Here is a 13,626-nt window from a genome sequence, read left to right as displayed (position 1 = left end):
TTTATCTCCCGAAGTTGCGCTGCACGATGTTGAGGAATTCGGTGGAGAAGCTGTCCATCTCGGAGATGAGCACCTTGATCTTGTGCTGGAAGTGGTTGTAACCCATGACGGCCGGGATGGCGGCTACGAGGCCGATCGCGGTGGCGATGAGCGCCTCGGCGATGCCCGGTGCGACTACGGCGAGCGATGCGGAGCCGCTTTTGCCGATCTGCTCGAAGGCGGTCATGATGCCCCAGACGGTGCCGAAGAGCCCGACGAACGGGGCGGTGGCGCCGGTGGTGGCGAGAAAGGTGAGGTACTTCTCGAGCCTGGTGATCTCGGAGGTGGTGGCGCGGCGCAGGGCGCGGGCGATGTTGTCCACCCCGCCAAGATCGGTGCTGACGATGTTGGGGTCAGCCTTTTCCTCTACCTTTTCCTGCAGCCTTTTCAGTTCGCCGTACCCTTCCTGGAAGAGGACGGTGAGGGGGGAATGCTCGAAGCGGTCCAACTGGGAGCTGATGGCGTCGAAACGTTTGGCTTTCCAGAAGAATTCGAGGAAGCGCTCGGAGGCGCCGTTGGCGCGGTACACCTGCAGCAGCTTGTAAAAGATGATGCCCCAGGAAACGACCGAGAAATAGAGCAACAGCATAAGTACCAGTTTTACGACCAGGCCGGTCGAAGCAAGCATGCCCACGTAACAACCTCCGCGGTTTGGGTTGAAATCAATCTGCAAAAAATATGCTTTACCTTCAGCGAAGTCAACAGGAAAGACATGCCCCGGACCCTGCGGTGCAGCTCTTATCTACTCACGAAGTTGCCGATTCCATAGTGTGCCGGTTCAGTTCCCGCTTCGGCCGCCGTGTGTACCTTGCATGCTATTCCTAAACGCTCCTTATAGGTGCAGGCTTGCAAAATGCAGGCTCATGAACTCAAAGTGGCGGGTTCGCCCCCTGAAGAGGCAGGTTTCGAACCGAAGCTTGTAGGTTCCGCACCACAACCTTTTAGGTTCAGGATTAAAGTTGTAGGTTCGAGATTAAAAGTTGAGAGTTTGAGATTAAAAGCTGTGGGTTTCAGGTTAAAAGTTATAGGTTTCGAACCGGAAGTGATAGGTTTCGAACCGGAAGTGATGGGTTGGCCCCCGAGGTGGCGGCTTCCCCCCTCTGACTGACAAATAGCCCTATTCGATCCGCTTGCCTTCAACCGCAATGCGTGAAAAACGGACGAGGAGCCCGCCTAATAGCACTCCGGCCGTCTGTCCTGGAAGCAGTTGATGCTCTGGCGCCAGGCGGTCACCTCGGCCGGGTCGAGGATCGCGGTCGGTTCGCAGTTCTCGTAGCCTCCCTCGGCCAGGATTTCACCCTTCGGCCCTACGACGAGTGAGGAGCCGAAGAAGTCGAGCTTGCCGACCATGCCGCAGGTGTTGGCGGCGACGACGAAGAGCTGGTTCTCGATGGCGCGTGCCCGGATCAGCGTGCGCCAGTGTTCCTCGCGCGGCTTGGGCCACTCCCCCGGTACCACGATGATCTCGGCGCCGTCCACAGCGAGCCGACGGGCGAGCTCCGGGAAACGGAGGTCGTAGCAGATCATGGCGCCTATCTTGCCGACGCTGGTCTCCACGAGGCAGACCGAGTCGCCGCGGTCCAGGTGGCGGTCCTCCCCCATCATGCCGAAGAGGTGCATCTTGCGGTAACTCCCGGCGAGCCTGCCGCGGTCCATTATATAAGAGGTGTTGAAGACCTTGTCGCCGTGCGGCTCCGGGAGGCTCCCGACGATGACCATGGAGAGTTCAGCGCTTAGGGCCTGCATCTTTTCGAGCACCTCCGGGGTGCGTTGCGCCAGGTTGTTCAGCTCCCGGTAGGCGAAGCCGCAGCTCCACATCTCCGGCAAAACGGCGAGCTCCACACCTTCCCGGGCCAACTGGCGCAGCTTCTCGGTCGCGTACACTACGTTAGTGTCGATATCCCCGAGCGTGATGTTGAACTGCACAGCGGCAGCCTTGATGCTTTTATCCATGTGAAGTCTCCTCCTGTCATGTTGGTCCGGGCGAAGCGGAGTGTAATCCGAGCATTAAAGTATTTCAAGCAGTTTCGTAGAGTTGCGGCGCTTTTACGTGACAAGGAGAAGGCACTTCTGCTAGAAAGTTAGCTGGCGTATCAAGGAGCGCCCAAGCATGCGAGCAGGTCTGTACGTACATTTCCCCTTCTGCCTGACAAAATGCCTCTACTGCGATTTCAATTCGGCCGCCGGATCGCACGAGGATGCTGAGCGCTACGTGGAGTTTCTGCTGCGCGAGATGGAGCTGCGTCAGGCTGCGCTCCCGGAAGCAGTACTGGCCCCGACCCTCTACTTCGGCGGAGGCACTCCCTCGCTCATGGCGCCGGATCACGTCGGACGAATCATCGATGCGGCGGCGCGGCGCTTCGGTCTAGCAGCCGACGCCGAGGTGACCCTGGAGGCGAACCCGGGTACGGTCACCCCGGAGCGGCTTGCGGGGTATCGTGCTGCAGGAGTGAACCGCCTTTCCCTGGGGGTGCAGTCCTTCGAAGAGCGCCTATTACAAATGCTCGGCAGGGTGCACACGATCGAGGAGGCCCTTGCCGCCTTCGATCAAGCGCGCCGTGCCGGGTTCGACAACCTCAGCATCGACCTGATGCACTCGCTCCCCGGGCAGACCTTGCAGGACTGGCGCGCGGCGCTCTCCCGCGCCATTGCGCTCGGCCCCGAACACATATCCGCCTACGCCCTGTCGGTCGAAGAGGGGACGCCGTTCGAGCGGCTCTACGACGAGGGGGCGCTCGTTCTTCCCGACGAGGATGAGGCCGCGGCCATGTTCGAGACAACCTCGGAGATGCTGCAAAACGGCGGCTACCTGCACTACGAGATCTCCAACTTCGCCCGTCCCGGGCGTTTTTCCCGCCACAATCTCTCTTACTGGAGCCGCCAAAGCTATCTCGGTTTCGGCAGCGGAGCGCACTCCTTCTGGAACCCCAACGGGATCGGCCGGCGCTGGAGTAACGCGGTCGATGCGGCTTCCTACCGGGATGAAGTTTCCGCTTCGGTGCTCCCGGAGCGTGACCGGACAGAGCTTACGCCGGACGATGCGGTGGCGGAGAGCTTCTTCCTCGGTCTTCGCGTCCTGACCGGTCTCGACCTCGCCCCGCTCAAGGCCTCCTACGATGCCGAGCTGCTGGCGCCCCGCCTGGCGCAGGTGGACGAGCTTTTGCGCGATGGCCTTTTAGTCGCCGAAGGCGACACCATAAGGCTCGCTGACAGCAGCGTGATCATCGCCAACAGCATCTTCTCCCGCTTTCTCTAAATCCCCCTTTTCCCAACTAGAGAACCCTTGACAAACCTTAGGGGCGTTGCTAACTTGAAGCGCGTTAGCACTCTGAGTTTTTGAGTGCTAATCGTTTTTGAGGGACAAGCCATGGAAGACCAACTTTCCGATCGCGGCAAACGCATCCTCGAGGCAGTCATCGAGGACTATATACAAACGGCCGAGCCGGTGGGTAGCAGGACCATCACCCGCAGCCACGCGCTCGCCCTTTCGCCGGCCACGGTGCGCAACGTCATGTCCGATCTCGAGGAGATGGGGCTTTTGACTTCGCCGCATACCTCGGCCGGACGCATCCCCACGGACAAGGCCTACCGCCTCTACGTCAACTCCATCCTCGAGGCGAGGCAGAACCTGACCGCCGGCAAGCGTGACGAGATCCGCAGGCGCTGCCGGATGGCCGGAAAGGATCCGGCCGAGGTGCTCAAGGAGGCGAGCCGCCTTCTCTCCAGCACCTCGAGCTACATGGGGGTGGTGATCGCCCCACGCATGGCCGCGAACCTATTCCACCAGATGGAATTCGTGAAGCTCTCGAGCCACCGCATCCTGGCCATCCTCGTCTCTCAGAACGGGACGGTGCAGAACCGGCTCCTGGAGATCGACGAGGAGATCGCCCAGGAAGACCTGGTTCGGATGGCGAACTACCTGAACGGGATGCTGCAGGGGCTCACCATCGGGCAGGTGCGTGAGCGGCTTTTGGCCGAGCTGCAGAGCGAGAAGGTGCAGTACGACTCGCTGATGAAGAAGGCCATCGCGCTGTCCGAGCAGACCATCAGGACCGACAGCGCGGAGATCTTTCTCGAAGGTCAGGCGAACATCCTCGATCAGCCTGAATTCGCCGATGCGGCCAAGATGCGCGAGATCTTCCGCGCCTTCGAGAAGAAGAGCACGCTACTCGACCTTTTAGACCGATCGATGCAGGCCGAGGGGGTGCAGATCTTCATCGGGACGGAGTCGCCGCTTTTGAAGATGGAAGGGATGAGCCTCGTCACTTCGACCTACCTTACCGGCAAGGACACGGTGGGCGTCTTGGGGGTCATCGGACCGACACGGATGGGGTACGGACGCGTGATCCCGATCGTGGATTACACCGCAAAGCTGATTAGCCGCATGCTCGAAGGGGAGTAGCGGAAGAAAAGGAGAGATTACAGGGATGGACAAGAAAAAACACGATGCGCACCAGCACGACAAGAAGGCTGAAGCCCAGTCCGGGGAAAACGTGGAACTGACGCAACCGCTTTCGGACGCGGATCGGATCAAGGAACTTGAAGAGGCGCTCGCCGCCAAAGGGCTCGAGTCCGCAGCGAACTGGGACAAGTACCTGCGTGAGCGGGCCGATCTTGAAAACTATCGGAAGCGTGTGCAGAAGGAGAAAGAGGAGATCCTCAAGTACGGCAACGAGCAGATCGTGCTCGAGGTGCTCCCGGCGCTGGACAACCTGGAGCGGGCCATCGACCACGCGAGCGAAGAGGACCCCATCGTGGAAGGGGTGAAGCTGACTCTGAACATGCTCGTCTCCACCCTGAAGAAGTTCGGCGTGACCCCGATCGAAACGCCGCAGGGCACCCCTTTCGACCCGCAGTACCACCAGGCGATGACCCAGGTGCCGTCCCCGGACCAGGAGCCGAACACCATCGTGAACGTGTTCCAGAAGGGGTACATGATCAACGACCGTCTGCTCCGCCCAGCGATGGTCACCGTCGCCGTCAAGGCTTAAACGGGCCCGGATCCGGGTCAGGAACTTTTTTTTACCGGTCCCCTTGTTTTTTAGAGGGGGCGTTACTAGCTTGCTGAGTGACAGTTACCATATGAGGAGGCAAACACATGAGTAGAGTAATAGGAATCGACCTCGGGACCACCAACTCCTGCGTGGCAGTGATGGAAGGTGGGGAGCCGGTTGTCATAGCGAACGCAGAGGGTAGCCGTACCACCCCGTCCATGATCGCCTTCGCGGAAAGCGGCGAGCGTCTGGTGGGCCAGCAGGCCAAGCGCCAGGCGGTCACCAACCCCGAGAACACCCTGTACGCAATCAAGCGCCTGATCGGGCGCAAGTTCGATACCGAAGCGGTGAAGAGGGACATCGCCATCTCCCCGTTCAAAATCGTGAAGGCGGACAACGCCGACGCTTGGGTCGAGGTGCGCGGCCAGAAGTACTCGCCGCCGGAAATCTCCGCCATGGTGCTCATGAAGATGAAGAAGACCGCCGAGGACTACCTGGGCGAGACCGTCACCGACGCCGTCATCACCGTCCCGGCTTACTTCGACGACTCCCAGCGTCAGGCGACCAAGGACGCCGGCAAGATCGCGGGCCTGAACGTCCTGCGCATCATCAACGAGCCGACCGCCGCGGCGCTCGCCTACGGCCTCGACAAGAAGAAGGACGAGAAGATCGCCGTTTTCGACCTTGGTGGCGGTACCTTCGATATCTCCATCCTTGAACTCGGCGAAGGGGTCTTCGAGGTGAAGTCCACCAACGGCGACACCTTCCTCGGCGGCGAGGACTTCGACCAGAAGATCATCGACCACATCGCCGACGAGTTCAAGAAAGAGCAGGGGATCGACCTCAGGGGCGACAAGATGGCCCTGCAGAGGCTGAAAGAGGCGGGGGAGAAGGCGAAATGCGAACTCTCCACCTCGCTCGAGACCGACATCAACCTGCCGTTCATCACCGCCGACGCTTCCGGTCCGAAGCACCTGACCATGAAGCTCACCCGCGCGAAACTCGAGGCGATCTGTGCCGACCTCATCGCGAAGCTCGAAGGTCCCTGCCGCACCGCGCTTAAAGACGCCGGTCTTTCCGCCTCCGAAATCGACGAGGTCATCCTGGTCGGCGGCATGACCCGCATGCCGATCGTGCAGAAGAAGGTCCAGGACATCTTCGGCAAGGTCCCCAACCGCGGCGTCAACCCGGACGAGGTGGTCGCCATCGGCGCTGCCATCCAGGGCGGCGTTCTGCGCGGCGACGTGAAGGACGTGCTCCTGCTCGACGTCACCCCGCTCTCCCTGGGCATCGAGACCCTGGGCGGCGTGATGACCAAGCTGATCGACAAGAACTCCACCATCCCGTGCAGAAAGAGCCAGGTGTTCTCCACCGCGGCCGACAACCAGCCGGCGGTTTCCATCCACGTCCTGCAGGGCGAGCGCGAGATGGCGGCGGACAACAAGACCCTCGGCAACTTCGAGCTTTCCGGCATCCCGTCCGCGCCGCGCGGCGTGCCCCAGATCGAGGTTACCTTCGACATCGACGCGAACGGCATCGTCCACGTCTCCGCTAAGGACCTCGGTACCGGGAAAGAGCAGTCCATCCGCATCACCGCTTCCTCCGGGCTCTCCAAGGAAGAGGTCGAGAAGATGGTGCGCGAAGCCGAGGCGCATGCCGCCGAGGACAAGAAAAAGCGCGAACTGATCGAAGCGAAGAACCAGGGAGACAACCTGGTCTACTCCACCGAGAAGTCCCTGAACGAGTTCGGCGACAAGATCGACGCCTCCGAAAAGCAGAAGATCGAGGAAGGTATCGCAGGCCTCAAGAAGGCGCTCGAGGGAACCGACCTCGACGAGATCAAGAAGGCGAGCGACAGTCTCATGCAGGCTTCCCACAAGCTCGCCGAGGCGGTCTACGCCAAGACCCAGGCGGCCGGTGCCGAGGGTGGCGAGGCCCACGCCGAGCCGGAGGCCGGCGCCGCCAAGGGTGAGAAGGTCGTCGACGCCGACTTCGAGGAAGTGAAGGACGACAAGAAGTAAGAAATGGTTGCAAACCGGTGCCGCTTTGATAGAAGATGGCCCACATGTTAAATAACAACCGCGCAACGGGCAGCGTCTTCCGGATGGGGGACGCTGCTCTTTGTGTTACGAGGGACTAGCTTGGCTAACGGTGAAAAACAGGATTACTACGAACTGCTCGAGGTGAACAAGAACGCCTCCGAGACCGAGATCAAGAAGGCGTACCGGCGTCTGGCCATCAAATACCATCCGGACAAGAACCCGGGCGACAAGAGCGCAGAGGACAAGTTCAAGGAAATCTCCGAGGCCTACGAGGTGCTCTCCGACGGAGAGAAACGCGCCCGTTACGACCAGTTCGGCCATGCCGGGGTGGGTGGCAACGGCTTCAACTCAGGCTTCAACGGGTTCGGCAATTCCCCCTTCGGTGACATCTTCGGTGACATCTTCGGAGAGGTGTTCGGCGGACGCCAGAAGGCCTCGCGCGGCAAGCGCGGCGATGACCTGCAGTACAACCTGGAGGTCAACTTCGAGGAGGCGGCCTTCGGAGCCGAGAAAAAGATCGACATCCCCTACGCGAAGCGCTGCGAGGCGTGCGGCGGGTCCGGCGCCAAGGCCGGGACCCAGCCGAAGACCTGCCCCACCTGCCAGGGTGCCGGGCAGATGCGCTTCCAGCAGGGCTTTTTCAGCGTTTCCAAAACCTGCTCGCACTGCAACGGCGAGGGGCGCGTGGTCGAGCATCCCTGCCCGAGCTGCCGTGGTGCGGGGACCGTGCGCGACAAGAAGACCATCTCGGTGAAGGTTCCGGCGGGGGTGGAGACCGGCATCCGCCTGAAGCTCACCGGCGAGGGGGGGCAGGGGACCAAGGGGGGCTCCAACGGCGATCTCTACGTCGCGCTCAGCGTGCGCGAGCACCCGATCTTCAGGCGTGAGGACAACGACGTCATCTGCGAGATCCCCATCAGCTTCACCCAGGCGGCGCTCGGCTGCGAGATCGAGGTGCCGACCCTGGACGGCAGGGTGAACATGAAGATCCCGGAAGGGACCCAGTCCGGCGCCGTCTTCAGGATGCGCGGCAAAGGGGTGCCGGCGCTGCAGGGTTACGGGCGCGGCGACCACATGGTGGTCGCCAAGGTGGAGACCCCGACGAACCTGAACAAACAGCAGCGTGAACTTCTGGAGGAGCTGGCCCGGATCAGCGGCGAGGACGCGAATCCGATGCGCAAGAACTTCTTCTCCAAGGTCATGGACATCTTCAGTTGATAAAGACCCTGGGCAGGGGCGCGGTGCTGGTCCTTTCCGTTCTTCTTTGGAACGGGCATCCCGCACCCGCCCTCTGCGCTCCGGCCGAGGCGACCGTCCTTGCCGATGCCGCATACCAGGGAGCTCTCAAGGAAAAGGTACGCGGGGCGAAGAGGCGCATCATCTGCGCCTTTTACCTTTTCAAGGCCACCGATCGCAGGGGGAACGCCCCGGCGCTCATCGCCGCCGACCTCGCCGATGCGAAAAGGCGAGGGGTGGAGGTGAAGGTGATCCTCGAAGGGGACGATGAAGTGGGGCGTGATAACCGCGCCGTTGCCGGGTACCTCGCGCGCAACGGGGTGAAGGTCATCTTCCCGCGCGGCAGAAGGACCACCCACGCGAAGGCGGTGGTGATAGACGGCCGCTTCGTCATGATCGGAAGCCACAACCTCTCCCATGCGGCTCTCACGAAAAACCGTGAGCTATCCGTGCTGCTCGATTCGCCCGAGCTGGCGGCGCAGGTGACGCGATACCTCGAAGGGATCAGGTAAGCCCGGTGAAAGGGGGCACTTGCTGATTGCGAATCAGCTAGTCGACCGACTAAGAAAAGAAATGGAATAGGCACCCAGCGTTACCGCCCACAAATCATAAGCACCACATCGGCGTCCACCTCCTTAAAAGGAGTAGCAACCTTGCTTTACCGTCGGCACGCAGCATTCAAGAAGCTCTTCTCTCCCGTTTTCCTTCTCCTTTTCCTTGCGCTCTTCTTTGCCGTCTCCGCGCACGCCTCCATCGCGACCTACCCGGAACTCCCCACCGGCTACAGTTCCATCCGGGTCTTCGATGTGCAGCAGCGCTACGTCGGGCGCATCCTCCCCACCCAGCGCTACTGGGTCTCGATCGACCGGATCCCGCTCTTTCTGCGCAAGGCGCTCGTTGCCACCGAGGACGCCCGCTTCTACGAGCACGGCGGCATCGACGTGCGCGGCATCGCCCGCGCCCTCGTGAAGGACGTGGTGAAGGGGAGGCTCGCCGAGGGGGGCTCCACCATCACGCAGCAGCTGATCAAGAACAAGTTCCTCACCGGGGAGAAGTCGATCGACCGCAAGGTGAAGGAAGTCCAGCTCGCCATGGATTTCGAGAAGAAGTACACCAAGGACCAGATCCTCGAGATGTACTTCAACGAGATCTACTTCGGCAACGGCGCTTGGGGAATCGCGCAGGCGGCGCGGCAGTACTTCGACAAGAACCCGGAGGAGCTTACCGAGGCGGAGTGCTCGCTCCTTGCCGGGGTGCCGAAGAACCCGGGGCGCTACAACCCGCTGGGTGACCTGGCGAAGGTGAGCGCCCGCCGTAGCACCGTCCTTGCCCGCATGGTGGCGGTGAAGATGATCACCCCGCAGCAGAAACGGGCCATCGAGGCGCATCCGGCAACGGTGATCAAGCCGGGGCAGGCGCAGGCCTATCTCGAGATCGTGCGCCGGCAGCTCGTCGAGCGTTACGGGGCGCACGTGGTGGAGCAGGGGGGGCTGGACGTCATCGCCGCCCTCGACGTGAACCTGCAAAAACAGGCGGAACAGACGCTGCGCGACGGCGTGAAGAAGGTGAACCCGAAGCTCCAGGGTGCGCTCATCTGCATGGACCTGAAGACCGGGGACATCCTGGCTGCGGTCGGCGGGGTGGACAACGGGAAGGGGGGCTTCAACCGTGCCTTCGCCGCGAAGCGCCAGCCCGGCTCCGCCATCAAGCCGCTCATCTTCGCGGCAGCGCTCGACCAGGGATACACCCCGGCGAGCCTCATGAACGATACCCCTGTTTCCTACAACAAGGGGAACGGCCAGGTGTGGCGTCCGCACAACTACGAGAAGAGGAGCTTCGGGGAGATGCCGCTGCGTGAGGCGCTCGCCCACTCCAACAACGTGATAACCGTGAAGCTCCTCGAATCGGTCGGGGTGAACAATTTCGTGACCTTCGCCGGGCGCATGGGGCTTTCCCTGCGTTCGCCCAACGACCTCTCCCTGGCGCTTGGCACCGACGAGGTGACCCTCGACGACCTCGTCTCCGCCTACTCGCCGCTCGCCAACGGCGGCATCCGGACCGAGGGGCGCACCATCGTCAAGGTGTTCGACAGAAACCGCAAGAGCTGGACCGACAACCCGACGCGGAGCGCGCCGGTGCTCTCGCCGGCGACGGCGTACGTGACCACCGAGATGATGAAGGACGTGCTCACCTACGGCACCGCCAAGGGGCTCAAGAACTTCAGCCGCCAGCGCCCTGCCGCCGGCAAGACCGGCACCACCGACGACTACCGCGATGCATGGTTCGTGGGGTACACCCCGCAGCTGATCACCGGGGTCTGGGTGGGGTACGACAAGCCGAAGCCGGGTGGGAGGGGCTTCACAGGCGGGGTGGTTTCAGCCCCGATCTGGGAGAAGTTCATGCGCGTGGCGACCGCGGGTAAACCGGCTGCCGACTTCGCGAGGCCCGAAGGGGTGATCACGGTCACCATCGACCCGACCACCGCGCAACTGGCCACGCCGGAATGCCCGACCACGAAGGACGAGGATTTCATCGCGGGGACCGAACCGACCGTTTACTGCACGAAACATGGCGGGGAGAAGATGCCCCAGGCGCATCCGAAAGAGGATGGTCAACCTGCGCAGACCGGGGCGGGGGAGGCTGGCAAATCGTCCCAACCGGAAGGTGCGCCGTCGCAGGGTGAGCCCCCGGTGCAGGAACAGCCGGGCGACGACGGCGCGGGGCAGGTGGAAATGCTCCGCTAGGCGGGCTTGCCGGAGTCGCTCGCGTAGTAGTGGTGCAGCGGCTTGAGGTCGTCGTCCAGTTCGTACACGAGAGGCGTGCCGGTGGCGATCTCCAGATTTACGATGTCCGAGTCCGAGACCCTGTCCAGGTACTTGATCAGCCCGCGCAGGCTGTTGCCGTGGGCGACCACCAGGACGCGCCGCCCTTCCCTGAGCGCCGGTGCGATTTCCTGCTGCCAGAAGGGGAGCACCCGCTCGACGGTGTCTTGCAGGCACTCCGTGTTCGGGATCTGGTGTTTCGCGAGCGCGCTGTAGCGCGGGTCGCGCCCCGGATAGCGCTCGTCCCCCTCGGGTAGCGCCGGCGGGCGCACGTGGTAGCTGCGGCGCCAAAGCTTCACCTGCTCCTCGCCGTACTTCTCCGCCGTCTGCGCCTTGTTCAGCCCCTGCAGCGCGCCGTAGTGCCGCTCGTTCAGGCGCCAGTCCTTTCGCTCCGGAATCCATACCAGGTCCATCTCGTCCAGGATGAACCACAGCGTGCGCACCGCGCGTTTGAGGACCGAGGTGAAGGCGACATCGAAGACGAAACCCTTCTCCCTCAGGAGTCGCCCGGCACGGCGGCTCTCCTCCTCCCCCTTTTCCGATAGGTTCACGTCGGTCCAGCCGGTGAAGAGGTTTTCCTTGTTCCAGACACTCTCTCCGTGTCGAACCAGTACCAACTGCCGCATCTTCCACCTCCTGCGCAACTTGCGACGCCGCTACTTGACCGCGCTCGCCTCTTTCGCGTCGGCCAGCTTGTCGGTCACGTTGTTCTTGATCCAGGAAGGATCCCACCACTCGATCGGGTTCACCTCCTGGCCGGATACCACGACGCCGAAATGAAGGTGATCGCCGCCGGCAAGACCGGTGTCGCCGGTGTCCCCGATGATGTCCCCTTTTTTCACCTGATCCCCCTCCTTCACGCCGATCCTGCTCAGATGTCCGTAGAGGGTCTGCAGCCCCATGCCGTGATCGATGATCACGCACTGGCCGTAGATGCCGAGGTCGTCCGCCCACGCCACCTTCCCGCTGTTTGCGGCGGGGACCTTGGCGTGCGCCAGGGATGCGAGATCGATTCCCAGGTGGTATTGCTGGTCCACCTGCGCTCCCTTGTAGAAGTAGCTGCGGAACTGGCTGAAGGTTCCGCGCGGGGCGGAGTTGGGCAGGCGCATGAAGTCCCCGCTCCAAAGCGGCGTCGGCGAGGTCTTGAGCCCGGTCTGGTAAAGCGTCTTGCGGTCGGCGCTTCTCACTTCGCTGTTCACCTTGAGGAACACCTCGAGCGGCGTGGCCGCCTTGGGAAACCGATCCTTGAATTCCGAGGAGACCTTCTCCAGGAAGGAGTCGGTGAGCTCGATGCGGTCCCTCGGGAAGGACTTCTCCAGGACGTGGAAATAGATCCCGGTCAGGCGCTCGTTCCCCGCACGGTCGACGGCGATCACCTTCGGGACGAACTGCTCCTGCGGCAAATCGCTTGGGAAAGCGAAGAGGCAGGCGTAGAAACCGCCGGGCTGCCGGTACCCGGGGAAAAAGCGGTCCGCGAAGACGATGCCGGTCTTCACCACCTCCCGGTTCACCGTGTACACCACGAGTCCGGAGCCGCCGCGCGATACGTTGTGTGCCGTGCTCAGAACGGTTACCGCGGGGGGCTTGTTCTGAAAGTCGTAATCGAGGGTCTCTTCGGTGCTGTTGCCGGAACCGAAGCGGATTATGGAGCGGTCGACGGCACTGATCTGCAGCCTGACCGGTCCTTCCTTTAGCCCGGGCTGGGCGGGAAAGCGGAAGCTTTCCGACACGTCCGTCTTCCCTGCGGGATACTCACGCGCGAGAACCGGGAAGCTCTTTTGCCCCTGTACGAGAACTACCTTCAGTGATTTGAGCCCCGACCGGTCGCGCAGCCTGAGAACGACATCCACCTTTGCAGAGATGGGACCGGGCTGCCGCGAGAGGGCAAGGGCGGGGCCTGAAGTGTCGACGAAATAGTACGCGGCACCGGCGATCAGGACGAGGATGATGAATAGGGAGAAGAATATCGTGGTCTTCATAGGTACCTCCAGCAGCAAAGAGTGCTGTTAGGCTGGTCTTCAGGGTCTTCACGCGTACAATGGGCAGGTCCCGGCCGGCACCCCACGCAGTTTAGCATCGGCCCCCCTGAAGTCCAGCCGGCCTGAAAGCGGCCCGGTCCGGTGTAGCAGACGAGGCGGGTAGTAAAAAAGATGATTGCACTCTTTTAAATTTTACTGCAGGTGGTATAGTGTGTCACAGCTAGCTAGCTGTAACAGAATGTCTCGGAAAAGGAGGTATCGGTATCGAGGTAAACTCCACTGAAGAGGATTCTAACTTACACACAGCCTTAAGAGCTCCGATGCCGAAAGCGTCGGAATGACCCCTGTAAAGAGGGGATCGAGTATGACAAAAGAGGCCTCGCTAACTGACAGCAGGCCTCTTTCCTATTGTGACACTTAAAGCCAATGCCATGCCGGTAAAAGCCCAAGGACGATCTCTGCGTGGCCGGCTGATACTATCAATCCCGGGGGAGCTGTTCGGTCTCCGGTAGTA

General features: G+C 61.8%; 11 protein-coding genes. 7 read left to right on the top strand and 4 right to left on the bottom strand.

The genetic code is table 11. The features are described 5' to 3' along the window. Position 1: 1 nt before the first annotated feature. Complete coding sequence (gene tolQ / locus D6Z24_RS00440; protein ID WP_129124575.1) at positions 2-673, bottom strand: protein TolQ; 672 nt, start codon at positions 671-673, stop codon at positions 2-4. Between the two features lie 539 nt (positions 674-1,212). Further along, positions 1,213-1,992 (bottom strand): carbon-nitrogen family hydrolase, encoded by a 780-nt coding sequence (locus D6Z24_RS00435; RefSeq protein ID WP_129124574.1) that lies wholly within the window; start codon positions 1,990-1,992, stop codon positions 1,213-1,215. A gap of 157 nt (positions 1,993-2,149) precedes the next feature. On the opposite strand from D6Z24_RS00435, the gene hemW reads away from it, so the two are divergent. The 7 genes from hemW to D6Z24_RS00400 all read left to right on the top strand — a co-directional run bounded on the left by hemW (position 2,150) and on the right by D6Z24_RS00400 (position 11,055). After that, entirely contained in the window at positions 2,150-3,295 is a 1,146-nt protein-coding gene (gene hemW / locus D6Z24_RS00430; RefSeq protein WP_129124573.1) for a radical SAM family heme chaperone HemW, read from the top strand. A gap of 111 nt (positions 3,296-3,406) precedes the next feature. Further along, positions 3,407-4,441 (top strand): heat-inducible transcriptional repressor HrcA, encoded by a 1,035-nt coding sequence (gene hrcA, locus D6Z24_RS00425; protein WP_129124572.1) that lies wholly within the window; start codon positions 3,407-3,409, stop codon positions 4,439-4,441. A 25-nt stretch (positions 4,442-4,466) separates the two neighbouring features. Continuing rightward, a complete protein-coding gene (grpE, locus tag D6Z24_RS00420; RefSeq protein ID WP_129124571.1) occupies positions 4,467-5,030 on the top strand; it encodes a nucleotide exchange factor GrpE in 564 nt (187 codons plus the stop codon). A 107-nt stretch (positions 5,031-5,137) separates the two neighbouring features. Continuing rightward, positions 5,138-7,054: a molecular chaperone DnaK gene (dnaK, locus tag D6Z24_RS00415; protein WP_129124570.1), complete on the top strand. Its 1,917-nt coding sequence runs from the start codon at positions 5,138-5,140 to the stop codon at positions 7,052-7,054. 120 nt (positions 7,055-7,174) lie between these two features. Beyond that, positions 7,175-8,293 (top strand): molecular chaperone DnaJ, encoded by a 1,119-nt coding sequence (dnaJ, locus tag D6Z24_RS00410; RefSeq protein WP_129124569.1) that lies wholly within the window; start codon positions 7,175-7,177, stop codon positions 8,291-8,293. Next, a complete protein-coding gene (locus tag D6Z24_RS00405; RefSeq protein ID WP_129124568.1) occupies positions 8,290-8,823 on the top strand; it encodes a phospholipase D-like domain-containing protein in 534 nt (177 codons plus the stop codon). Before dnaJ ends, D6Z24_RS00405 begins: the two co-directional genes overlap by 4 nt. 141 nt (positions 8,824-8,964) lie before the next feature. After that, the gene (locus D6Z24_RS00400) at positions 8,965-11,055 is read left to right on the top strand and encodes a penicillin-binding protein 1A (protein ID WP_129124567.1); all 2,091 of its coding nucleotides are present in this window, start codon (positions 8,965-8,967) and stop codon (positions 11,053-11,055) included. Here D6Z24_RS00400 and gpmA read toward each other — a convergent pair. Both gpmA and D6Z24_RS00390 read right to left on the bottom strand, forming a co-directional pair. After that, complete coding sequence (gene gpmA, locus D6Z24_RS00395) at positions 11,052-11,759, bottom strand: 2,3-diphosphoglycerate-dependent phosphoglycerate mutase (RefSeq protein WP_129124566.1); 708 nt, start codon at positions 11,757-11,759, stop codon at positions 11,052-11,054. The two genes, D6Z24_RS00400 and gpmA, sit on opposite strands and share 4 nt — an antisense overlap. A 30-nt stretch (positions 11,760-11,789) precedes the next feature. Further along, positions 11,790-13,112 carry a M23 family metallopeptidase gene (locus D6Z24_RS00390; RefSeq protein WP_129124565.1) on the bottom strand — a complete coding sequence of 441 codons (1,323 nt, stop codon included), beginning with the start codon at positions 13,110-13,112 and terminating at the stop codon, positions 11,790-11,792. Positions 13,113-13,626 lie beyond the last annotated feature (514 nt).

The sequence above is a fragment of the Geomonas oryzae genome (assembly GCF_004117875.1).
Classification (GTDB): Bacteria; Desulfobacterota; Desulfuromonadia; order Geobacterales; family Geobacteraceae; genus Geomonas; species Geomonas oryzae.
The sequence above is the reverse complement of the archived record's forward strand: the minus strand, read 5'-3'. Positions and strand labels throughout refer to the sequence as shown.